Source organism: Amycolatopsis orientalis, assembly GCF_000943515.2.
GTDB classification, from domain to species: domain Bacteria; phylum Actinomycetota; class Actinomycetes; order Mycobacteriales; family Pseudonocardiaceae; genus Amycolatopsis; species Amycolatopsis orientalis.
In genome coordinates this window covers 1,550,204-1,571,938 of the sequence record NZ_CP016174.1, presented here as the reverse complement: position 1 = coordinate 1,571,938, position 21,735 = coordinate 1,550,204, and the positions used below count along the sequence as shown (strand labels likewise).

Sequence of the window (21,735 nt, the reverse complement as noted above, 5' to 3'; positions counted from 1 at the left end):
TGAACACAGCTAGAAGGCCTCCAGCACAGGGGTTTGCGTCCTCCAAATGGAGGAAGCGGAATTCGGCACCGCCGGAACCGGGAACCCGCCTGCGTCCCTCCGCCACTCCCGTTTGCCAGACGGTGTGCGGAACTGGCGGATCAACGAAGGATGCGGGCCAAGGATGTCACTGTTCACCTGGACCGGCACCGGGTGCGGAAACGCACGGTGATCGAACGCCCCCGAGGGTAGACCGCGCCACGGCCCGGTGCAACAACCACCCCCCGCGTGGCGGTCCGGGGCTCCCGCACGTGACCGAGGCTTTACTGAGCCGCAACCTGAACGCCGCCCGGATCGATCGGCAGCTCGGTGACGTCGAAAGATGTAACGTCGACAGCGGCCGGGAGTATTCCGCCGGTGGTCAGCGCGAGCACGGTCGGACCGGCCCCGGAGATGGCCGCCGCCACCCCTTCGGCCCTCAGCGCGCGCACCAGTTCACTGCTCGCCGGGTACGCGGATGCCCGATAGTGCTGATGGAGCCGATCTTCGGTAGCGGAGAGCAACAGGTCGGGGCGCGCCGTGAGCGCGTGGACCGCGAGCGCCGCACGGCCCGCGGTGAACGCCGCGTCGGCATGCGGGACCCGGTCGGGCAGCAGTCCGCGCGTCGCGTCGGTCGAGGACCGCAACGCCGGGATCGCCACCACGGGCCGGATGTCGTGATGCGGCTGGAGCCGTTCGGCGCGGAACCGCTCGCCTTCGTTCCAGGCCACCACGAAGCCGCCCAGCAGGCTCGCCGCGGCGTTGTCGGCGTGTCCCTCGAACTCGGCCGCCAGCTGCAGCGCGTCGTCGTCCAGGGCCTTCTCCGCCAGCGCGTACGCGGCCGCGACACCGGTGACGACGGCGGCCGCCGACGAGCCGAGGCCGCGGGCGTGCGGGATGGCGTTGAAGCAACGCAGGTGCAGGCCGGGCGGCCGGAGCCCGAGATGCTCGCAGCCCCGCCGGAAAGCCCGTACGACCAGATGCGATTCGTCGGTCGGCACGTCGTCCACGTCACCCGCGCCGGCGTCGATCACTTCGATCTTGAGCCCGGCGTCGGTGATCTGGAGTTCGACCTTGTCGTACAGCGCCAGCGCGAGCCCCAGCGTGTCGAACCCCGGGCCGAGGTTCGCCGAAGACGCCGGGACGGTGACCTTGAGCAGCGTCATCGCAGGTCCAGCGCGGCGGCGACGGCGGTCGGGTCGACGGCGAGCGGCTCGACCTCGACGTTGCCCTCCAGCGCCGTGGCCGGGTCCTTGAGGCCGTGCCCGGTGACGGTGCACACGACGGTGGAGCCCTTCGGCAGGCGGCCGTCGGCGGCCGTGGCGAGCAGGCCCGCGACGCTGGTCGCCGAGGCGGGCTCGACGAACACGCCTTCCTTGCGGGCGAGCAGGCGATACGCCTCAAGGATCTTCTCGTCGGTGATCGCTTCGAAGAGCCCCGAGGAGGCGTTCTTCGCCTTCATCGCGCCGTCCCAGGAAGCGGGGCTGCCGATGCGGATCGCGGTCGCGATGGTATCCGGATCGGCCACCGGCTCGCCGTGCACGAGGGGCGCGGCGCCCGCCGCCTGGAAACCGAACATCCGCGGGGTGTTCTTCACCACACCGTCACCCGCGTACTCGGAATAACCCGCCCAGTACGCGGTGATGTTGCCCGCGTTGCCGACCGGGAGACAGTGGATGTCAGGTGCCCGGCCGAGCGCGTCGCAGATTTCGAACGCCGCCGACTTCTGGCCGGCGATGCGCACCGGGTTGACCGAGTTGACCAAGGTCACCGGGTAGTCGATCGCGGTCTTCTGCGCAAGTTCGAGACAGTCGTCGAAGTTCCCGTCCACCTGCAGGATCCGCGCGCCGTGCAGGACGGCCTGGGCGAGCTTGCCCATCGCGATCTTGCCCTGCGGGACGAGCACCGCGCAGGTGAGCCCGGCACGCGCCGCGTAGGCCGCGGCCGACGCCGACGTGTTGCCCGTGGAGGCGCAGATGACCGCCTGGAGCCCGCTGGCGAGCGCATGCGTGATGGCCACGGTCATCCCGCGGTCCTTGAACGACCCGGTCGGGTTCGCCCCTTCGACCTTGAGGAAGACCTCGCAGCCGGTGAGTTCCGAAAGGTGCGGCGCGGGCAGCAACGGGGTGTTGCCTTCGCCGAGGGTGATCACCTTCGCGCCGGACGGGACCGGGATCCGGTCCGGGTAGGCCTGGATGATTCCTGGCCATGGTTGGGGAATCACTGGTCTTCGCCTTCCACCCGCATCACACTGACGACCTGGTTCACCACATCGAGCTTGGCAATGTCGTCCACAGTGGACCGCAGTGCCGCGTCCGGCGCCAGATGGGTGACGACGACCAGGCTGGCCGTGTCGTTGGCGTCCCGCTGCCGCACCGCGGCGATGCTGACGCCGTGCCCGGCGAACGCCTGGGCCACCTGGGCGAGGACGCCCGCTCGATCGGCCACGTCGAGACTGACGTGGTACCGCGTCGGCGTCTGGCCCATCGGCCTGACCGGGAGCGCGGCGTGCGCGGATTCGCGCGGGCCACGGCCGCCGACGACCCGGTTTCGAGCCACCGCGACGAGGTCGCCGAGCACGGCACTCGCGGTCGGCGCGCCACCGGCGCCCTGACCGTAGAACATGAGCTCACCGGCGGCGTCGGCCTCGACGTAGACGGCGTTGTACGCGCCGCCGACCCCGGCGAGTTGGTGGTCGCGCGGGATCATCACCGGATGCACGCGCGCCGAAACGGATTCGGTGCCGTCGTCGGCGGTGACGCGCTCGCAGATGGCGAGCAGTTTCACCGTGCGGCCCAGCACCTTCGCCGCGGCGAGGTCCGACGCGGTGACGTCGGCGATGCCCTCGCGGTGCACGTCGGAGGCCGTGACCCGGGTGTGGAACGCGAGCGAGGCGAGGATCGCGGCCTTGGACGCGGCGTCGTAGCCGTCGACGTCGGCCGTCGGGTCCGCCTCCGCGTACCCGAGCCTGCTGGCCTCTTCCAGCGTTTCCGCGTAGCCCGCGCCGGTGGAGTCCATCGCGGAGAGGATGAAGTTGGTGGTGCCGTTGACGATGCCCATCACGCGGGTGATGCGGTCACCGGCCAGCGATTCGCGCAGCGGGCGCAGCAGCGGGATCGCCCCGGCCACGGCCGCCTCGAAGTACAGGTCCACGCCGGACGCGTCGGCGGCCTCGAACAGCTCCGCCGAATGCTCGGCCATCAACGCCTTGTTGGCCGTGACAACGGACTTCCCGGCCTTGAGCGCGTCGAGCAGCCACTGCCGCACCGGCTCGATCCCACCGACCAGTTCGACGACCACGTCGACGTCGTCGGAAGTGACGAGCTTCGTCACGTCGGAGGTCACCAGTTCCGGCGGCAGCTCGGGGTGCTTGTCGGGACGCCGGACCGCGATCCCCGCCAGCTCCACCCTGGCACCGGCCCTGGCGGCCAGCTCCTCGGCCTGTTCGGTGAGCAGCCGGACGACCTCCCCGCCGACCGTCCCGCAGCCCAGGAGGGCGACCCTGATCACACGTCCGTCCACAGTAGACACTTGCTAGACCTCCAGGCGCAGCATGTCGTCCGTCGTCTCCCGCCGCAGCAGCACGCGGGCGCTGCCGTTGCGCACGGCCACCACCGCGGGCCGCGGCTGCCGGTTGTACCCGCTGGCCATCGAGTAGCAGTACGCCCCGGTGGCCGCCACGGCGAGCAGGTCGCCGGGAGCAAGAGTGTCGGGGAGCCAGCAGTCCCGGACGACGATGTCGCCGGACTCACAGTGTTTTCCCACGACCCGGGACAGCGCGGCGGAGACCTGGCCGTCCCCGTCGTCGTCCGAGGTCCGGGATACGAGACGGCAGTCGTACACCGCGTCGTAGAGCGCGGTGCGGATGTTGTCGCTCATCCCGCCGTCGACGCTGACGTAGCGCCGGGCGGCCTTGTCGCCGAGCGAGACGTCCTTGATGGTGCCGACCTCGTACAGGGTGATCGTGCCGGGACCGGCGATGGCGCGGCCCGGCTCGCCGGCGATCTTCGGCACCGGAAGGCCCGCGTACTCGCATTCCTTGCGGACGATCTCGCGGATCTGCGTGATCATCTGCGCGGGCGGCGGCGGGTTGTCCTTGTCGGTGTAGGCGATACCGAAACCACCGCCGAGGTCGACGATCGCCAGCTGGTCGAGCAGGTCGGTGCCGTGTTCCTTGGCGAGTTCGGCCAGCAGGCCGACCACCCGGCGGGCGGCGACCTCGAAGCCGTCGGCGTCGAAGATCTGCGAACCGATGTGGCTGTGCAGGCCGATCAGCTTCAGCGACGGCGCGTTGAGCACGCGGCGCACGGCCTCGGCCGCGTCACCGGAGGCCAGCGAGAAACCGAACTTCTGGTCCTCGTGCGCGGTCGCGATGAACTCGTGGGTGTGCGCCTCGACGCCGACCGTGACCCGGATCAGCACGTTCTGGACGATGTCGTGCCGGGCGGCGACATCGGCCAGCCGCGCGATCTCGTAGTAGGAGTCGACCACGACCGTGCCGACCCCCGCCTCGATGGCGGCTTCGAGTTCGGCGACCGATTTGTTGTTGCCGTGGAAGGTGATCCGCTCGGCCGGGAAGTTCGCGCGCTGCGCGACGGCGAGTTCGCCGCCGCTGCAGACGTCCAGGCTCAGCCCCTGCTCGGCCACCCAGCGGGCGATCTCGATGGACAGGAACGCCTTGGACGCGTAATGCACGAGCGCCGGGTCGTCGAACGCCTCGGCGTAGTCGGCGCAACGCGACTTGAAGTCGGCCTCGTCGACGACGAACAGCGGCGTGCCGTACTTCTCGGCGAGTTCGCGGACGTCGACGCCGGCGATGCGCACGACACCGTCTCCGCCGCGGAAGGTGTTACGGGGCCAGACCTTCGGATACAGCCTGTCGAGTTCTTCGGGACTCGACGGCGGGAAACCGGAAGCGTCGGCGTGGGGGTAGACGTCGGCGTGGCGGGGGCCCGCGGGGTGAGCCATTGCTTTTACATCCGTTCCGGAGCGGAGACACCGAGCACGGTGAGGCCGTTCGCCAGCACCTGGCGGGTCGCTTCACACAGCGCGAGCCGGGAAAACGTGAGAGGGGTGGTCTCCTCGTCGCCCTTCGGCAGGACCCGGCCGACGGCGTTCCACTTGTGGTAGGCGCCGGCGAGTTCTTCGAGATACCGGGCGACGCGGTGCGGTTCGCGCAGCTGCGCCGCTCGGCGGAGGACGGTCGGGAATTCGCCGATCGTGCGGATCAGATCGCCCTCCGCGGGCAGCGTAAGCAGACCGAAGTCGACGTCGCCATCGAATTTGAGCCCGAGGTCGGAAGCGTTGCGCTGCAAGGAGGCCAGCCGCGCGTGGGCGTACTGGACGTAGTAGACCGGGTTGTCGTTCGAGTGCTTGCGCAGCAGATCGAGGTCGATGTCCAAAGTGGAATCGACGGAGTAGCGGATCAGCTCGTAGCGGGCCGCGTCGACCCCGACGGTGCCGACCAGGTCCTCCATGGTGATCACGGTGCCGGCCCGTTTGCTCATCCGGACCGGCTTGCCCTCGGAGACCAGGTTGACCATCTGGCCGATCAGCACCTCGACCACGGCCGGGTCGTCACCGAAGGCGGCCGCGGCGGCCTTGAGCCGGGCGATGTAGCCGTGGTGGTCCGCGCCGAGCATGTAGATGCAGAGGTCGAACCCGCGCTTGCGCTTGTCCTGGAAGTAGGCGAGGTCACCGGCGATGTAGGCCGGGTTGCCGTCCTTCTTGATGACGACGCGGTCCTTGTCGTCGCCGTGTTCCTTGGACTTCAGCCACCAGGCGCCGTCTTCGAAGTACAGGTTCCCGGAGTCCTTCAGCTGCTGGACCGACGACTCGACCGCGCCGGACTCGTGCAGCGAGTTCTCGTGGAAGTAGACGTCGAAGTCGGTGCCGAAGTCGTGGAGGCTCTGCTTGATCTCGGTGAACATCAGCTCGATGCCGACCCGGCGGAACGTCTCGGCACGCTCGTCGTCCGGCAGCGACAGCGCGCTCGGCTCCTGGCGGATGACCTCGGCGGCGATGTCGTTGATGTAGCCGCCCGCGTAGCCGTCCTCCGGCGCGGGCTCGCCCTTGGCGGCCGCGATCAGGGACCGGACGAAGCGGTCGATCTGCGCGCCGTGGTCGTTGAAGTAGTACTCGCGGGTCACCAGGGCGCCCTGCGCGGAGAGCACGCGGCCCAACGCGTCGCCGACCGCGGCCCAGCGGGTGCCGCCGAGGTGGATCGGGCCGGTCGGGTTCGCCGAGACGAACTCGAGGTTGATCTTGACGCCGGCCATCGCGTCACCGAGGCCGTACTTCTCCCCCGCGTCGAGGACCTGCTGGACGATCTGACCCTGCGCGTCGGCGGCGAGCCGCAGGTTGAGGAAGCCCGGCCCGGCGACCTCGGCCGAGTCGATCCCGTCCGCGGCCGCGAGCGCCTCGGCCAGCGCGTCGGCGAAGTCGCGGGGCTTCATGCCCGCCTTCTTGGCCACCTGCAACGCCAGGTTGGTCGCGTAATCGCCGTGCTCGGGGTTGCGGGGACGTTCGATCGTCACCTTCTCCGGCAGCACGGAATCGTCGAGGCCGCGCGCGGTGAGAACCTGCACGGCTGAGTTACGGACCAGGTCGGCGAGAGCTGCGGGAGTCACTCGCGGAATTCTAGGTGTGACCAGGTCCGGGCTTCGCAGCGACCGCCGGAAGGTGTGAGCCAAGCCGGTGATCTTGCGGCTGTTCACCGTGATCAGACGCGCGGTCTCTACACTGGCCCGCGCAGGGACCACCCCCTTTGGAGAACGCAGGAGCCATGGCTAACGGGACAACCAGAAAAAAGGGCGCGCCGAAGAACGCCATGAAGGCAGCCCGTAGTTCCGTCGTGTCCAAGAAGGGCACGCCGTGGGGCACGATCATCGCGGTCGTCGCGATCGTCGCCCTGGCGGCCTCGGTGGTCACCTATTACATGGTCGCCTCGGCGCCTAAGCGTGAGCAGAAGACCCGTGAAGAGGCCGCGGCCGCCTTCGCGCCGTCACAGCAGGACCCGGATCCCTCCAAGCGGATCAACGGGGTCGTCACCACGAAGTACGAGGGCAGTGTCCACGTCACGGCCGCCGAGCGCGTCGCCTACGACAAGACCCCGCCCTACGGCGGCCCGCACGACCAGGCATGGGCCGCGTGCAACGGCGTCGTCTACCCGAACGCCGTCCGCAACGAGAACATGGTCCACGGTCTCGAGCACGGCGCGGTCTGGATCGCCTACAACCCGCAGCAGGTCACCGGTGAGCAGCTCGACCTGCTGAAGGTCCGCGTCGAGGGCAAGCCGTACACGGTGATGTCGCCGTACCCGAACTTGGACAAGCCGATCTCGCTGCAGTCCTGGGGTCACCAGCTGAAGCTGGACAGCGCTTCGGACGAGCGCATCGACCAGTTCATCGCCGCCCTGCGCACCAACCCGTACGGCGCGTACCCCGAGCGTGACGCCACCTGCGACGCGCAGATCGAGCCGGGCGAGTTCAACCCGGCCCCGCCGGGACCGGACGCCAAGCCGATGGACTACAAGGGCACCGCGGGCACGCAGCAGGACGGCCAGCCCGGCGCCGGCCAGCCCTCGCAGCCGCCCGCCAGCCAGCCGTCGGCGCCCGCGACCAAGTAAATGAGCCAGATGGACCCCGATCTCCAGTACGTCGACGAACCGGACGACACTTCGCGGTCGGCCAAGAGCCGATGGCTGGTGATCGGGGCCGCCCTGGTCGTCATGCTGATCCTGGGCTTCGGCCTCGGCGCGCTGACGACCAGGCTGATCGACTCCGATCCGGAAGCGACGACCCCGGGGGCGGGCTCGGTCGAGGTCGGCTTCGCGCAGGACATGTCGGTGCACCACCTCCAGGCCGTCACCATGGCGGGCTGGGCGCGGGACCACACGACCGATCCGGCGATCAAGACCCTCGCGTTCGACATCGAGCGCACGCAGACCGGTCAGGTCGGCCGGATGAAGGGCTGGCTGGGCCTGTGGGGCCAGCCAGAGCAGGCGACCGGCGCCTACATGACCTGGATGACCGAACCGATGCCCGGCCACCCCGGGCACGGTGGCGCCGACGCGAAGCCGTCGAACGGCACGCCGATGCCGGGGATGGCGACTTCGGCCGAATTGGCCAAACTGCGGTCGCTGACCGGCAAGGAGATGGACGTCTTCTTCCTTCAGCTGATGTTGCGGCATCACCTGGGCGGGACGGCGATGGCGCAGTACGGCCACGACCACACTTCCGTGCCGGACGTGAAGTCGCTGACGCAGAGCATGCTCGTCTCGCAGGGCGCCGAAGTCACCCTGATGAAGAGCCTGCTGCAGGAGCGCGGCGCCGCTCCCCTCCCCGACTAGAACGCGTTTCGTCCTCTGGATGCGGTAGTTCGCGTTGCCAACTACCGCATCCAGAGGACGAAACGCATGACGGGGCGGGAGTTACCAGGAGAGTTCCCGGCAGCGTCGCGCGCACTGGGGCACTTCTATCTGCAGAGTCGCGTGCTCGATCGAGTAACGGTTCGCCAAGAGGTTCTGCGCCTCGGTCAAGACCGCGGACTGCTCGACGGTCGGCGCGATCGTGAGGTGCGCCGACGCGACCTCCATCCCCGAAGTCAGCGTCCAGACGTGCAGGTCGTGGACGTCCTCGACGCCCTTCAGCGCGCCCAACTCGGTCTGGATCCCGGCGACGTCGACCCCCTTCGGCGCGTGCTGGAACAGGATCCGCAGCGCGCGGCGGGCGAGGGCGTAGGTGCGGGGCAGGACGAACAAGCCGATCGCGACACCGATGATCGGGTCGGCGTAGCGCCAGCCGGTCAGCAGCGTGATCGCGCCGCTCAGCAGTACGCCGACGGAGCCGATCAGGTCGGCGAGGACTTCCAGGTACGCGCCCCGGACGTTGATGCTCTCCTCGGCGCCCTTGCGCAGGATCAGGAACGAGACGATGTTCGCGACCAGACCGGCGGCCGCGGCCAGCAGCACGGGCAGGCCGGGCACGGCGGGCGGGTCGCTGATCCGGCCGACGGCCTCGAACAGGACGTAGCCCGCGACGCCGAACAGCAGGATGGCGTTGGCCAGCGCCGCGAGCACCTCGGCCCGGTAGAACCCGAACGTGCGGGTGTGGGTCGGGCCGCTGCGCCTGGCCAGCATGATCGCCGCCAGCGCCATACCGACCCCGAGGACGTCGGTGAACATGTGCGCGGCGTCGGAGATCAGCGCGAGCGAGCCGGTGGCGAACCCGACGATGAACTCCATGACCATGAAGCCGGCGCCGATGAACAGGGCGATCGTCAGGCTCTTGAGGTAGCGGCCTGACGCGCTCGACGGCGAGGCCGTCCCATGCCCGTGCCCGTGACCCATTGCTCCGCCTCTCGTGAAGTCGACAGGCCGAATATATTGTCACATGCGCATATGTGCAATACAGGTGAGCCTAAGTTCACCATGTCTTAAGCCACACAAGGAAGCCATCCCCCAGGAGGGCCTTCCCGAAACCTGGAACCGACACGGACTGCTACCGAAGCGACCGGAAGAACCCCCTCACCTGGCCGACAAAGGCCTCAGGCTGCTCGAACGCGGCGAAGTGACCGCCCTTGTCCAGCACCTCGTACCAGCGGAGATCGGTGTAGCGCAGCTCCGCCCAGCGCCGGGACGGCCGGATGTTCTCGCGGGGGAAGATCGAGATCCCCGAAGGGACCGCGACCTCGGAGACGTCCCGCTCCTTGTTCTCCCAGTAGATCCGCGCCGACGACGCCGCGGTCCCGGTGAACCAGTAGACGGAGATCGCGTCGAGCATCTGCCGCCACGACAGCGCCGTCTCCGGCGAGCCGTCATTGTCGGTCCACGCCCAGAACTTCTCGGCGATCCACGCCGCCTGCGCCGCCGGCGAGTCGGTGAGCCCGTAGCCGAGCGTCTGCGGGCGTGTGGCCTGCTGCTGTGCGTACGCGGAGCCGACCTCCCGGAAGCGCGCGAAGTCGGCGATCGACTCCTTTTCGGCCGCCGTCGGCTCCCCCAGCTTGGCCGCGTCGTACGCGACACCCGCCATGTTCACGTGGACGCCGAGCAGCCGTTCCGGGACGAGCTTGGCGAGCATGTTCGTCACCCCGGCACCCCAGTCGCCACCCTGCGCGACGTAGCGCTCGTAGCCGAGGAGGTCCATCAGCTCGTCCCAGGCCCTGGCGATGCGCTCGACGTTCCACCCCGTCGACGACGGCTTGTCGCTCCAGCCGAAGCCGGGGAGCGAGGGCGCCACGACATGGAACGCGTCCGCGGGGTCGCCGCCGTGCGCGGCGGGATCGGTCAGCGGGCCGAGCACGTCGAGGAACTCGACCACCGAACCCGGCCAGCCGTGCGTGAGCACGAGCGGCGTCGCGTCCGGCTCCGGCGAGCGGACGTGCAGGAAGTGGATCCCCAGACCGTCCACAGTGGTCTTGAACGCCGGGAAAGCGTTGACCCGGTCCGCCAAACCGAAGTCGTAGTCCTCGGCCCAATACCGGCACAGCTCTCGCGCGAAGTCCAGCGGGACACCCTGCTCCCAATCGTCCACCGTCGCGGGCTCGGGCCAGCGTGTCGCACGCAGCCGGGTCCGCAGGTCGGCGATGGCGGCTTCGGGGATCCGCACCTCGAACGGTTCGATCACGACGTCCTCCCAGTTCGTTGGTCCACCCCAACGCTAGCGGCTGACGGGACCTCTCCGCAGCGACGACCGAAGCGACTGGAAACGCTGGTCAGAGGCACGTAAGGCGCCTTCGTCGCCCGTGCTGCACGACACCGCCGCGTTTAGGACCACCGCGCGCGAAGACGCTGGACGGGATGCGCTAAGCTTCCAACGTCGCCCAGGCGGCAACGCCCTCGTAGCTCAGGGGATAGAGCACTGCCCTCCGGAGGCAGGTGTCGCAGGTTCGAATCCTGCCGAGGGCACACTTCTGACGGGAACAAGATCATCGGCCGCAGCCGGTGAGCCTTGTTCCCTTTTTTGCTGTTCGCGCTGTTGTGCGACAAGTGCCTCCAGGACAGGAAACAGCGACGATCGGCGCGTGATCTCGGCGGAATGCCCGACGCGTGGCGGGTGATCCCGTTGGTGGCGACCAGAAGGATGGTCGACATGGATCCCGAACTTGAAGCATTCGTCCCGTTCTTCCCGCGGGCCGACCTGACCGACCCGGTCGCCGACCGCAAGATCTACTCCGAGCTGGCAGGCGCGCGGCCGGTACCGGACACGACCGGAATGGAGATCGAGGACCGCACGGTGCCCGCCGATCCGGACGTGCCCGTGCGGATCTATCGCCCTCTCCAGGCACAGGGCGCCATCATCTGGTCGCACGGCGGCGGACATGTCATCGGCGACCTGGACACCGAGCACCCGTTGGCGATCCGGATCGCCGACGGGGCAGGCGCGGTGGTGATCTCGGTGGGCTACCGCCGGGCCCCCGAGCACCCGTACCCGGCCGCCCTCGACGACGTCTACGCCGTGCTGACCTGGGTGGCCGAGAACGCGGCCGAACTGGGCATCGACCCGGAACGGATCGCGGTCGGAGGCCACAGCGCGGGCGCGAACCTCGCGGCCGCGGTGGCGCTGCGGGCTCGCGACGAACAGGGACCCGCGATCCGCTTCCAGGTGCTCAACGAGCCCGGACTCGATGACCGGCTGGAGACGTGGTCGGCCCGGAACTTCACCGACACGCCCTGGCTGTACCGCGACAAGGTCGCCCGGTCATGGACGTACTACCTGGGCTCCACGCCCGCCACGCAGTACGCCGCACCGGCTCGGGCCACCGACCTGTCCGGCCTGCCACCGGCCTACATCGCCAGCGCGGAGTTCGACCCGAACCGTGACGAGTGCATCGCCTACGCGCTGCGGCTGCTGCAGGCGGGCGTGTCGGTCGAGCTGCACCAGTGGCCCGGCACCTTCCACGGATCGGGGGCGGTCCCCGCCGAGGTCTCGCAGCGGCAGTTCGCCGAAATCACCGCGGCCGTGCGCCGCGCCCTGGCCCATTGAGAGGACGAATCTTGAAGATCCAACTGGTGGCAATGGCAAGCGTGGCCGCACTGGTCGTCGGTGCGAGCACGGCGGCAGCGGCCCCCACGCCCAGTCTCGATCGCGCCGCACTGCAGTCCACATTGGACGCTGTGCATCGCGCCGGAATGCCGGGCGTGTACGCCGAGGTGCGCGATGCGGGCCAGACCTGGCGCGGCGCGTCCGGGGTCGCCGATGTCCGGACCGGCCGCCCCATCCGGGCGGACATGCGACAGCGCGTCGGCAGCATCACCAAGACCTTCGTCGCCGCCGCGGTCCTGCAGCAGGTCGAACAGGGCCGGATCCGGCTCGACGCGCCGATCGGCGGCTACCTGCCGCACCTGGTGCCGGGTGAACGCGGCAAGAAGATCACGGTTCGCATGCTGATCAACCACACCAGCGGCCTCGCCGAATACCTCCCCTATGCGTACCCGTCGTTCAAGGCGTGGCCTTCGCTGCCGGATATCTCGGCGCAGAGCGTGGACGACAACCGGTTCAAGCAGTTCCGCACGGCCGACCTGATCGAGATGGGGGTCCAGGCGCCCGCCACCGGCGAGCCCGGGAGCACCCCTGGGGTGTACTCGAACACCAACTACCTGTTGCTCGGCGAGCTACTGGAGCGGGTGACCGGCACCACGGCCGAGCGGTACATCACCCGCAACGTCATCGAGCGCGCCGGGCTCCGGCACACCGAGTTTCCGGACGGTCCGTGGATCAAGGGGCCGCACTCGCGGATGTACGAGGCACTGTTCGGCCTGGTCGACCCGCCGCGCGACTACAGCGTCTACAACATGTCCTGGGTGATGATGGGAGCCGGTCTGGTCTCGACCGTCGAGGACCTCGACCGCTTCTTCAGCAAGCTACTCGCCGGCGGAATCGTGAACCGGTCGTCGCTGGCGCAGATGCAGCAGACGGTCCCGGTCATCGCCCAGGACGGGCAGCTGATCGACTACGGCCTGGGGCTGCACAAGGCCGAGATCCCCGGCTGCGGGACCTTCTGGGGCCACGACGGCTCGACCTGGGGAGCGCAGTCGGAGTCCTGGATCCGAGCCGACGGGAAGCGGCAGATGTCCTTCGCGGTGAACCTGTCGCGGTGGAACAAGCTGGACTCCTCCGGGAATCCGCAGCCCCACCCCATCGACGGCGCGCTGTCGGCCTTCAAGCAGCGCGCGATGTGCGATGTCCGCGACTGACGCCGCCGTGATGGTCCTGTAGGTCCTCGGCGCTGTCGCGAGTCTGGCGCCGCTGCCGGCGGTCGTCGAACCGGGCGCACCCTGTTGTCACCTGACCTGGTGATCGAGGCACTTGCCTGCTGTCAGGTAGTGAAGGCCTCCTTCCCTGCCTTCAGGGTCAGGGTCCCCGCGCGACGATGTGGGAATCTGGACACTCAATGTCCCGATTCCCACATCGTCAAGCCCCGCAGCCGCGAAACCACCACCTCACCGGCCAGCGGTGCCGACGCTGGAGTTGCGTTCTCGGGCAAGGCGCAAGGTTCGTACGGGCAAGGTTGATGCCCGGTGGTCCGCGAAATCGGCGGCGCTGCCCTAGGCTCCGCGTCGTCGGCCCCTTCCCCAGTGGCGACCCTGTCGGATCGAGCCCGAGGCGGCGCATGCACCCCAATTTCGAAGCTGGCGAGGACTTCGCTCTGCTCTTGGAGCGGGAGGCCAGGAAACTCCAGGAAAAGGCCGGCGCCCTGGCCGCCGCGTTCACCGCGTCCGCCTCCACGGCACGGTCCGCGGACGGTTCGGTGACGGTGAAGGTCGAGGCGAACGGCTCGCTGAGCTCGATCGAATTCGGCAACCGGGCGTGCGCGCTGGGCCCGGCGAGACTCTCCGCGCTCGTCATGCAGACCGTGCGCGAGGCCCAGCGCATGACCGCGGTGCGGGTCGCGGAGTCCTACACCGAGATCAACGGCGACGACGAGGCCGCGCAGCTGGTCCGCACGTTCCTGCCGAAGATCGAGGACGACGAGGAAGCCGTCCCGGACCACCCGGAGCAGAACAAGTGGGCTCCGGAGGCGCACGACGAGCCGCCGCAACCGGGCCGTTGGACCCCGCCACCACCGCCAGCGAGCCCGCCGAAGCCACCGGCACCGCGGACCCGGCGGCCCGCCAGCCCCGACGACGACGAAATGAGCCCGTGGTGAGCGGATTCGACGTCACGACGGAGGCGCTGAAGAAGTACGCCACCCATCTCGACCAACTCGAAGAAGCGCTGCAGAAGAGCGCCGACATGGTGGGCAGCTGCGTCGCCGACCCCGGCCTTTTCGGCATCTTCGGCGGCCAGGCCTACGGTGCGGGCGCGAGCATGCACTGCGCCAAGGCGCGCGACCAGCTGCACAAGTATTCGGAGAACGTCCAGGAGTTCTCGGACAAGGTGCGTGACGCCGCGAAGAAGTACGAAGCCAACGAACAGGAAACCGAAAAGCTGATCACCGCCGCCGGTGACGGGATCGGGGACGTGAAGGTCAAGTGAGCGACGAATACCACCGCAACGATTTCGGGAACGGCAGCGGGGTCCACGCCGACGACTTCAAGGATCCGAAGAACAATTTCCTCGCAGGCAGCGGGGACACCGCGGGTGCGGGCTTCTTCGATTCCGCGTTCGGCCTGAAAAGGGCGGTCGACGAAGGCGACAGCCTCAGCATCGGCATGGCCTCGGCCGGTATGGCGATCGAGATCCTCGGCATGGTCCTCGATCCGATCGGATCGTTGCTCACCGCCGGGATCGGCTGGCTGATCGAGCACATCGTCATCTTCCGCTGGCCGCTGGACTTCCTGCTGGGCGACCCGAAGGGCATCGAGGCGGCCAAGGCGGCGATCTACGCCGAGGGCCAGGCCGTGAAGCAGTGGTCGGAAGACCACGCGAAAGCCACCAAAGACCTCATGGAGTCCTGGGAGGGCGCGGCCGCCGACCAGTTCCGGACCGACATGGAGGGCGTGGCCGCGCAAATCGACGCGCTCTCCGACTACGTCAATTTCGCCGGTAAGCAGATGGGCATCGCGGGTGCCATGATCGGTGCCGTCCGCGGCATCGTCCGCGACATCATCGCCATGACCCTCGCGGGCATCCTCAAGGCCGCGATCGTCGCGGTGGCACTGGCACCCGTCACCTTCGGCGGCTCGATCATCGCGGCGATCACCTCCATCATGACCACGGTCGGCGTGGCCATCGCCAAGATCGCCAAGCAGATCGCCGACGTCGCCAAGCGGCTCGCCGAGATGCTCAAGCTGCTGGCGAAGACGCGCGGAAAGGCCGACGAGGTCGTCAAGCTGAAGCTCAGCGGCAACATCGACAAGATCAAGGTGCCCAAGCCCGGTTCCGGGGGTGCCAAACCACCGCCGAGCGGCGGCGCCGGTGGGCACAAGCCGATCGAGGACGTGAAGAAGCCCGGCCTGTCCACGGAGAAACCGAAGAAGCTCAGCGACATCGCCACCTGGGTGGTGCGGGACAAGCTGTCGAAGATGCCCGACGCCACCCCGGAGATGATGAAGAAGTTCGACTACTGGACCAGCATGCCGATGCCCGAGCTGACCAAGAGGCTCGGCAAGAGCGCGGAAGTGCTGGAAAAGGTGGTCAAGATCCTGAGCGACCCGACCTACGGCGCCTCGGGGATGGCAGGCAAGACCGTCATCGAGATGATGAAGTCCATCCCGCCCGCCGCGAAAGAGCCGCCGCCGGAATGATCACCGGCACCGGAGCCCCGTACCGTTCGCGGTACGGGGCTTCCGTGTTTCCGGTCAGCGGCAAGGGCCGGCTTCGGCGGCGGTCTTGAGGTCCTTCAGCCAGATTTCGAGGCCTTGGCCGAGCATCTCGGTGGAAGTGGGCACGTCCTTGTCGACCTGGGGCCCGGTGTGGCTCTCCTCGGTGCGGACGATGACGCCGCCGGGGACCTTCACGAAGTTCCAGACGTGGATGCCGTCGATATGCATGCCGCCGGGGCCGTCGAGGGGGCCGGTCCAGCGGATGCACTTGCCGGACTGGAGCTGTCGGACGGTCGAGGTGATGACCACGTCGCCGGGCGGGAAGGGAGTGCCGGGCGGGACCGGAATGGTCCACTGGAATTGGGAATGCTTACGCAGCGGCCCCGGATCCAGGCGCTTCATGGTGATGGGGATGACGGGGTTCTGCCAGGACGGCCAAGCCTCCACATCGGTCTGCAGATTCCAGATCGTGCGCAGCGACGCCTTGATGAAGGTCTCGGTCCGATAGTGCACCTGGGCCGCCGGATCGATGCCTTTGCCCTGGCAGGTAAGCGAAGCGGGCTTGGTGTCGTGAGCGGAAGCGGCGGCCTGGGCGGGCACCGTGCCGCCGAGGACCCCGGCGATGGCCAACGGGAGCGCGAGCAGGGCGGCGCGCGCTCCGGTGCGAGTTCCGAACATGATCTTCCTCCGATCCCCGGCTGCTCCCGCCTGCCGAGTTAATGGTTCTTGCTGTAGTTAGAAGCTATAATCAGGCGGAGGTGGGTGTCAAGAGGAAGAGTGAGAGGTTCTAACTGGGGTAAGTCAAAAGTGAAGTGACCGAGTCCTGTAGCGCGTGAAGGCTCCTCGATAAGGCACGGCGCGTCCCACGAGTGTCCCTTGTGGACAAGCAGCGTGCTGCTGACTCCCGCCGCCCAGTCAGAACCACGCCATATTGGGCTTACTCTCTACAACCAGAGATGTCCGATGGCACGGCTGTCCTCCACGTCGGTGGCGGCCGACCGGCCACTGTCACCGAGTCGGCCAACCGTTACTCTCGGCAAGCTGCGGTGAGCCACACATGTCAACGCACCTTGGTGGGCGATGGAATCGAGGGTGACCGATGTTGACTCGCCGGAGAACCTGGCAGGGACGGGCGATGCTCCGTCCCGGCATGCTGATCTACGCGGGTGAGATCGCGTCCGCGCACCGGCATCGGCACGCCGCGGTGCAGATCGTCGCCACTCGTGACGTGGTCGAGTTGCGCGACGCGTCGGGCGACAGGGCCCGCGGCGGCTCGATGGTGATTCCGGCGGGTGCGGAACACGAGATGGTCGGCGGCTCGGCCGGGCTGCTCGTGTTCGTCGATCCGGCCGGGGTCACCGGGCACGCGCTGACCGCGCGGGTGCGGCGGACCGGGCTGCCTGTCGACTCGGCCGCGGCATGGGCCGCCGCGGGGCTGGCACCACCCGACGTCGAGTTGTCCTCCCTCGAACCAGCGCAGTGGGCGGACCGGCTGCTCGGTGAGGTCGGGGGTGACATTCCGCCGCGCTCGGTGCACCCGGCGCTGCGCCAGGCGATGGCCCTGCTGCCGTCGATGCTCGACGGTGAGGCCGGACTCGCTCGGCTGTCCGCGGCCGTGGGTCTGTCGGCATCGCGACTCGGACACCTGTTCGGCGAAGAACTCGGATTGCCGTTTCGCGCGTATGTGCGGTGGGCCCGGCTCCAGCGCGCGATCGATCACGCGCGTGCGGGTGGAACGCTGACCTCGGCGGCGCATGCCGCCGGGTTCGCCGACAGTGCCCATCTCACCCGTGTCAGCCACGAGATGTTCGGCCTGGCGCCCTCACATCTGGTCGGCACGGTGCGCTGGTGTGAGCCGGATCGCGAGGGTTAGCGAGTTCGTTCAAGCCGCCGCCCGCCTGTGACCAGCAGGCTTTGGGCATGCGAACACTCGTCAGATACGGCTACGTGCCGTTCATGCTCCTTGCCGTCAACGGCGCCGGCGTCGCCATCGCCGCGGCCGGGGCTTCCAAGTTATGGTTGGTCGGTCTGGTCTTTCTGGCCATAGCCGTGTCCTTCGCCGCCGAGCGCGTCCTGCCCTACCGGCAGGAGTGGAACGCGGCGCGTGGCGACGACCGGCGCGATGCCGTCCACGCGGCGGTCAACGAATCTCTCACGATCGCCAGTCTTGCCGTGGTGCCCGTGCTCACCGCGATCACCCCGTTCGACGGGATCTGGCCCGGCGAGTGGCCGTTCGTCGTGCAGGTGCTGGCCGCGATTCTCGTGGCCGATCTCGGGATCACGCTGGTCCACCTGGCCAGCCACAAGATTCCGGCACTGTGGCGGCTGCACGCGGTGCACCACAGCGTGAAACGCGCCTACGGGTTCAACGGGCTGATGAAACACCCACTGCACCAGACCCTGGAGACCGCCGTGGGATTCACCCCGCTGATTCTCCTCGGCATGCCCACCAGTGTGGCCTACGCGGTCGCACTCTGCGCCGTCGTGCAACTGTTGCTGCAACACTCCAATGTGGACTATCGGGTCGGGCCGCTGCGGCTCGTGCTGGCGCTGAACCAGGCTCACCGCTTCCATCACCTGAAATGGGCGGGCGTCGGCGACGTCAACTTCGGACTGTTCACACTGCTCTGGGATCACCTGCTCGGCACCTACTCCTACGATCCCAAGCGTCAATTCACCAGCGACGACCTCGGTATGGCCGCCAAGCCCAACTATCCGGACGCCTACTTGGCCCAACTCGCCGAACCATTTCGTTCCAGCGGGGCCTGCACGTCCGACGACGCGAAGGCGCCCACCGAACCGGCAGCGCCCACTTCACACTGACCGCCCGCGTGAGCTCGCTGCAGGCCACCGCCTGCAGCGAGCTCACGTGTTTTGTCAGCGCGGCAAGCACGTGGAGCCGCCGCGGCGCCTCCGTCGCGCAGCGCCGGGAGAACCAGCCGATGGGGTCCGCCCCGGCCGTGTACAGCAGCCGGACGAGCAAAACCGGGCGCACCCTCTTGTGGACGCCCGGAGCTACTTCCCGAACGAGCCGACCAGCGCTTCGGGCGCGTCGCGCTCGGCCTGGAGCTTCCAGAAGGCGTCGGCGAAGACGTCGGGGTGGATCACCTCGGGCTCGAAGTCCAGCGGCCCCGAAGTGAGCGTCAGATGCGGAACGCTGCCCTCGATCAGCGCCCCGACGTTGACGGCTCCGGCGTAGACGCCCTTCTCGGCGAGCACGGAATTCAGATTGTGGAAGTAGTTCCGCAGCGCGGCCTGCGCCATCCCGGCGTTCCCGAGGAACGGCGCCGGGTGCAGACCGGATTGTCCCGCGGTGAAGAGGATCGCGCCGTCGCCCCGTTCGGCCATCCCCGGCAGCACGGCGCGCACCAGCGCCACCGCGGACACCAGGAACCGGTCGAGGATCAGCCGCAGGTTGTCCGGATCGACGTCGAGCACCGGCACGATGCCCTCCCCCATGTTCCCGCCGCCGGGATTGAAGGCGGCCACGTCGATCCGCCCGATGGCGGCGACGGCCGCCTCGATCTGCTCGGGTTCGTAGACGTCGGCGGCGAACCCCGTCGCTTCGATGCCGTCGCGGGCGAGTTCGGCGACGAGCGCGTCGAGGTTCTTCGTGGTCCGCGCGACCAGCGCGACGCGGAACCCCTCCCGGCCGAAGCGCCGCGCGAGCGACAGCCCCAGCACCGGTCCGGCGCCGAAGATCGCGAGCGTCTTGGTCATGTCGTCCTCCCAGAAGAATTAAGTTGAGGATGCCCTCAACTTCTTCGAAGGTACACACAACTTGAGACTGCCTTCAACTTGGCTAGGATCCCGGCATGGCCAAACCACTGCGGAAGGACGCTCAGCGCAACCGCGACCTGCTGGTCGAGGCCGCCAGGGGCCTTTACGCGGTGCGCGGTCTCGACGTCGCGCTCGAAGAGATCGCCAAGACGGCGGGCGTCAGCATCGGCACGCTGTACAACCACTTCCCCCAGCGCGCGGAGCTGGTGAACGCCGTGTTCGCGGACCGGACGAAGACCGTCGTGAGCATCGCGGAACACGCGCTGGCCCTCGACGACCCCTGGGCCGGGCTGACGCATTTCGTGGAACGGATCTGCGAACTGCAGGCCACGGACCGCGGCTACAACGAACTGGCCTCGACCCGGCCACCGCCGGCTGGCGATCACGAACGCGGGTACGAGCTGATGACCCGGATCGTCGACCGCGCCAAGGAGAGCGGCGCGCTGCGCGCCGACTTCACCCTGGAGGACATGGCCTTCGTGACCTGGGGCATCGCGCGCACGGTGGAGGCGACCGCGGCCGTCCGCCCGGAGGTCTGGCGCCGCCACCTCGCGCTCTTGTTCGACGGGATGCGGGCCACGGCCGCGAGCCGGCTGCCGGAACCACCGTTGCGGCCCGAGGAGCTGGCGCGGCTCATGGGGGACTGCGGCTGAGAAGCCGTGGCAACCTCCGGCCCCTTCGGTGCGTATTCACCCCGGAGGGAGATCCCATGAAGACGAAACTTCTGCTCGTATCCCTGATAGGTGCGTTGTCCGTGGTGACGGCGTGTTCGGGGGAAGCGCCGCAGGCGGCACCCGCGACCGTCACCGTCACCCCGTCGTCCCCGGCACCCACGTCCCCTGCCGGGCCCGACTCGAAGACGGTGGCCTGGCTCGACGGGATGTGCGGCGCGCTGTTCGGCTATATCAAGGCCAGCAACGATTACGCGAGCAAGCAGGGATCGGGTGTCGAGGTGACCCGCAGCTGGCTGAGCGAAGACCTCGGGGTTCGCGCCGGACTCGCGGGCAAGGTCGTCGACGAGCTGGCCACCCTGCCCGCGTCACCGATCCCGGGCGGGGACGCGGCGAAGAAGTCCACTGTGGACCGCTTTGTCGCGGCACGGGACGCGGCGGCCGAAGGGAAACGGAAACTCGACGCGTCCAAGAGCAAAACCGCGCTGGACCAGGGACTCAAAGCCCTGGAAGCGGCTCAGAAGCCGCTGACGGAGACCACCGATCCCTTCGCGAACCTCAAAATGGACTCGCCGGAACTGCTGGCCGCCGCCGCGGCCGCCAAGAAATGCGCTCCTTCCTCCTGAACTCAGGCCGGCGGGGTGAAGCCGGGCGGCATCGTCATCGGCCGCCCGGCGTTCAACCCGCCGTCGACGAGGACGGAAGTACCGGTCAGGTAGGCGAAGTCCGGTGAGGACAACGCCAGCACGGCGGCAGCGATCTCCTTGGCCTCGCCCATCCTCCGCAGGCCGTGGACGTTCAGCGGCCCCCAAGCCTGTTTGAACTGCGCCCACAGGTCGTCCGGGAGCCCCGGTGGGCGCACCAGCCGCGTGTCGGTCGTCCCCGGGTCGATCGAAAGCACCCGGATACCCTTGGCGCCGTAGTCCAGCGCGGCCGCGCGCACCAGGCCCTGGACGGCCCGTTTGCTCGCGGTGTAGGCGGCGTGGCCGGGCCGGGTATGGTCCGCCTGCGAGGACGCCGTGCAGACGATCACCCCGCCGCCCGCCTTCAGCAGATGCGGGACCTCGTACTTGATCGCGAGGAACATGCCGCGCGCGTTGGTGCGCTGGACGTCCTCCCAGTCGTCGAGGGAGATCTCGTGCACCGGCTTCGCGAGATGGATCCCGGCGTTGTTGAACGCGATGTCGAGCCTGCCGTATCGGCGGACGACGTCGTCCACGAACGCCTGGACCTGCTCCGGCACCCGGACGTCCGCCTTGAGATAGGTCGCCTCCCCGCCCGCACGGCGGATCTCCCGCTCGACCTCGCGGCCGAGTTCTTCCCGCCTGCCACAGAAACCGACCTTGGCGCCGGCCGCGGCGAAGGCGATGGCCGTCTCGCGGCCGATGCCCGACGTCGCCCCCGTGACGAGCACGACCTTGCCCGCGAACCGGCCCCTGCTTCGCTGAGCTTCCTGCGCCGTGGCGGTGTTCCCGGCCAGCATCGCCACACCGGCGGCCGCCGCACCCCCGAGTACCGCCCGCCTGCCCACTGCTTCGCCCACAGTTCCTCCCAGATGGA

The 21,735-nt window shown here is 68.6% G+C and carries 21 protein-coding genes and 1 tRNA gene; 12 read left to right on the top strand and 10 right to left on the bottom strand.

The annotated features are described in order from the left end of the window. Nucleotides 1–302: 302 nt before the first annotated feature. Genes thrB through argS form a run of 5 tightly spaced genes read right to left on the bottom strand, consistent with a single transcriptional unit; the run spans nt 303 to nt 6,647 of the window. On the bottom strand, nt 303–1,184 hold the full coding sequence (thrB, locus tag SD37_RS07510; RefSeq protein WP_044852435.1) for a homoserine kinase: 882 nt from the start codon (nt 1,182–1,184) through the stop codon (nt 303–305). Next, nucleotides 1,181–2,242: a threonine synthase gene (thrC, locus tag SD37_RS07505; protein WP_044852434.1), complete on the bottom strand. Its 1,062-nt coding sequence runs from the start codon at nt 2,240–2,242 to the stop codon at nt 1,181–1,183. Before thrC ends, thrB begins: the two co-directional genes overlap by 4 nt. Continuing rightward, nucleotides 2,239–3,549, bottom strand: a complete 1,311-nt coding sequence (locus tag SD37_RS07500; protein WP_044852433.1) for a homoserine dehydrogenase — start codon at nt 3,547–3,549, stop codon at nt 2,239–2,241. Before SD37_RS07500 ends, thrC begins: the two co-directional genes overlap by 4 nt. A 3-nt stretch (nt 3,550–3,552) precedes the next feature. Next, nucleotides 3,553–4,986, bottom strand: a complete 1,434-nt coding sequence (gene lysA / locus SD37_RS07495; RefSeq protein ID WP_037320010.1) for a diaminopimelate decarboxylase — start codon at nt 4,984–4,986, stop codon at nt 3,553–3,555. 5 nt (nt 4,987–4,991) lie between these two features. Further along, nucleotides 4,992–6,647: an arginine--tRNA ligase gene (gene argS, locus SD37_RS07490; protein ID WP_044852432.1), complete on the bottom strand. Its 1,656-nt coding sequence runs from the start codon at nt 6,645–6,647 to the stop codon at nt 4,992–4,994. A gap of 200 nt (nt 6,648–6,847) precedes the next feature. Here argS and SD37_RS07485 point away from each other — a divergent pair, with 200 nt between their 5' ends. Next, nucleotides 6,848–7,645 carry a DUF3105 domain-containing protein gene (locus SD37_RS07485; RefSeq protein WP_037320006.1) on the top strand — a complete coding sequence of 266 codons (798 nt, stop codon included), beginning with the start codon at nt 6,848–6,850 and terminating at the stop codon, nt 7,643–7,645. A 9-nt stretch (nt 7,646–7,654) separates the two neighbouring features. After that, nucleotides 7,655–8,368 (top strand): DUF305 domain-containing protein, encoded by a 714-nt coding sequence (locus SD37_RS07480; RefSeq protein ID WP_044852805.1) that lies wholly within the window; start codon nt 7,655–7,657, stop codon nt 8,366–8,368. Nucleotides 8,369–8,449: 81 nt separating this feature from the next. On the opposite strand, the gene SD37_RS07475 is transcribed toward SD37_RS07480, so the two are convergent. Together SD37_RS07475 and SD37_RS07470 are read right to left on the bottom strand one after the other, a co-directional pair. Then, nucleotides 8,450–9,367: a cation diffusion facilitator family transporter gene (locus SD37_RS07475; RefSeq protein WP_044852431.1), complete on the bottom strand. Its 918-nt coding sequence runs from the start codon at nt 9,365–9,367 to the stop codon at nt 8,450–8,452. A gap of 151 nt (nt 9,368–9,518) precedes the next feature. Beyond that, complete coding sequence (locus SD37_RS07470; protein ID WP_044852430.1) at nt 9,519–10,643, bottom strand: epoxide hydrolase family protein; 1,125 nt, start codon at nt 10,641–10,643, stop codon at nt 9,519–9,521. 208 nt (nt 10,644–10,851) lie between these two features. On the opposite strand from SD37_RS07470, the gene SD37_RS07465 reads away from it, so the two are divergent. From SD37_RS07465 to SD37_RS07440, 6 genes are all read left to right on the top strand, one after another. After that, a tRNA-Arg gene (locus tag SD37_RS07465) sits at nt 10,852–10,924 on the top strand. A gap of 184 nt (nt 10,925–11,108) precedes the next feature. Beyond that, complete coding sequence (locus SD37_RS07460; protein WP_145926546.1) at nt 11,109–12,002, top strand: alpha/beta hydrolase; 894 nt, start codon at nt 11,109–11,111, stop codon at nt 12,000–12,002. An 11-nt stretch (nt 12,003–12,013) separates the two neighbouring features. Beyond that, entirely contained in the window at nt 12,014–13,213 is a 1,200-nt protein-coding gene (locus tag SD37_RS07455) for a serine hydrolase domain-containing protein (protein ID WP_236725289.1), read from the top strand. A gap of 416 nt (nt 13,214–13,629) precedes the next feature. After that, complete coding sequence (locus SD37_RS07450) at nt 13,630–14,166, top strand: YbaB/EbfC family nucleoid-associated protein (RefSeq protein ID WP_044852429.1); 537 nt, start codon at nt 13,630–13,632, stop codon at nt 14,164–14,166. Then, a complete protein-coding gene (locus SD37_RS07445) occupies nt 14,163–14,495 on the top strand; it encodes a type VII secretion target (protein WP_335622505.1) in 333 nt (110 codons plus the stop codon). Before SD37_RS07450 ends, SD37_RS07445 begins: the two co-directional genes overlap by 4 nt. Continuing rightward, complete coding sequence (locus tag SD37_RS07440) at nt 14,492–15,706, top strand: WXG100 family type VII secretion target (protein ID WP_044852427.1); 1,215 nt, start codon at nt 14,492–14,494, stop codon at nt 15,704–15,706. Before SD37_RS07445 ends, SD37_RS07440 begins: the two co-directional genes overlap by 4 nt. A 54-nt stretch (nt 15,707–15,760) precedes the next feature. On the opposite strand, the gene SD37_RS07435 is transcribed toward SD37_RS07440, so the two are convergent. Continuing rightward, a complete protein-coding gene (locus tag SD37_RS07435) occupies nt 15,761–16,402 on the bottom strand; it encodes an SRPBCC family protein (RefSeq protein ID WP_044852426.1) in 642 nt (213 codons plus the stop codon). 457 nt (nt 16,403–16,859) lie between these two features. On the opposite strand from SD37_RS07435, the gene SD37_RS07430 reads away from it, so the two are divergent. Next, entirely contained in the window at nt 16,860–17,597 is a 738-nt protein-coding gene (locus tag SD37_RS07430) for an AraC family transcriptional regulator (protein ID WP_236725288.1), read from the top strand. Nucleotides 17,598–17,644: 47 nt separating this feature from the next. Next, the gene (locus SD37_RS07425) at nt 17,645–18,547 is read left to right on the top strand and encodes a sterol desaturase family protein (protein ID WP_044852424.1); all 903 of its coding nucleotides are present in this window, start codon (nt 17,645–17,647) and stop codon (nt 18,545–18,547) included. Between the two features lie 192 nt (nt 18,548–18,739). On the opposite strand, the gene SD37_RS07420 is transcribed toward SD37_RS07425, so the two are convergent. Beyond that, a complete protein-coding gene (locus SD37_RS07420) occupies nt 18,740–19,444 on the bottom strand; it encodes an SDR family NAD(P)-dependent oxidoreductase (protein ID WP_044852423.1) in 705 nt (234 codons plus the stop codon). 95 nt (nt 19,445–19,539) lie between these two features. Between SD37_RS07420 and SD37_RS07415 the strand changes: the two genes are divergently transcribed. Then, nucleotides 19,540–20,157, top strand: coding sequence for a TetR/AcrR family transcriptional regulator (locus tag SD37_RS07415; RefSeq protein ID WP_044852422.1), 618 nt, complete (start codon nt 19,540–19,542; stop codon nt 20,155–20,157). Between the two features lie 56 nt (nt 20,158–20,213). Further along, nucleotides 20,214–20,801 (top strand): hypothetical protein, encoded by a 588-nt coding sequence (locus SD37_RS07410; RefSeq protein WP_044852421.1) that lies wholly within the window; start codon nt 20,214–20,216, stop codon nt 20,799–20,801. Nucleotides 20,802–20,803: 2 nt separating this feature from the next. On the opposite strand, the gene SD37_RS07405 is transcribed toward SD37_RS07410, so the two are convergent. Beyond that, nucleotides 20,804–21,718, bottom strand: coding sequence for an SDR family NAD(P)-dependent oxidoreductase (locus SD37_RS07405; RefSeq protein WP_044852420.1), 915 nt, complete (start codon nt 21,716–21,718; stop codon nt 20,804–20,806). Nucleotides 21,719–21,735 lie beyond the last annotated feature (17 nt).

Coding starts and splice junctions, on each gene's coding strand:
- thrB (WP_044852435.1), bottom strand. CDS start 1,184: ATGACGCTGCTCAAGGTCACCGTCCCGGCGTCTTCGGCGAACCTCGGC.
- lysA (WP_037320010.1), bottom strand. CDS start 4,986: ATGGCTCACCCCGCGGGCCCCCGCCACGCCGACGTCTACCCCCACGCC.
- SD37_RS07485 (WP_037320006.1), top strand. CDS start 6,848: ATGAAGGCAGCCCGTAGTTCCGTCGTGTCCAAGAAGGGCACGCCGTGG.
- SD37_RS07480 (WP_044852805.1), top strand. CDS start 7,655: ATGGACCCCGATCTCCAGTACGTCGACGAACCGGACGACACTTCGCGG.
- SD37_RS07475 (WP_044852431.1), bottom strand. CDS start 9,367: ATGGGTCACGGGCACGGGCATGGGACGGCCTCGCCGTCGAGCGCGTCA.
- SD37_RS07460 (WP_145926546.1), top strand. CDS start 11,109: ATGGATCCCGAACTTGAAGCATTCGTCCCGTTCTTCCCGCGGGCCGAC.
- SD37_RS07450 (WP_044852429.1), top strand. CDS start 13,630: ATGCACCCCAATTTCGAAGCTGGCGAGGACTTCGCTCTGCTCTTGGAG.
- SD37_RS07435 (WP_044852426.1), bottom strand. CDS start 16,402: ATGTTCGGAACTCGCACCGGAGCGCGCGCCGCCCTGCTCGCGCTCCCG.
- SD37_RS07430 (WP_236725288.1), top strand. CDS start 16,860: ATGCTCCGTCCCGGCATGCTGATCTACGCGGGTGAGATCGCGTCCGCG.
- SD37_RS07425 (WP_044852424.1), top strand. CDS start 17,645: ATGCGAACACTCGTCAGATACGGCTACGTGCCGTTCATGCTCCTTGCC.
- SD37_RS07420 (WP_044852423.1), bottom strand. CDS start 19,444: ATGACCAAGACGCTCGCGATCTTCGGCGCCGGACCGGTGCTGGGGCTG.
- SD37_RS07415 (WP_044852422.1), top strand. CDS start 19,540: ATGGCCAAACCACTGCGGAAGGACGCTCAGCGCAACCGCGACCTGCTG.
- SD37_RS07410 (WP_044852421.1), top strand. CDS start 20,214: ATGAAGACGAAACTTCTGCTCGTATCCCTGATAGGTGCGTTGTCCGTG.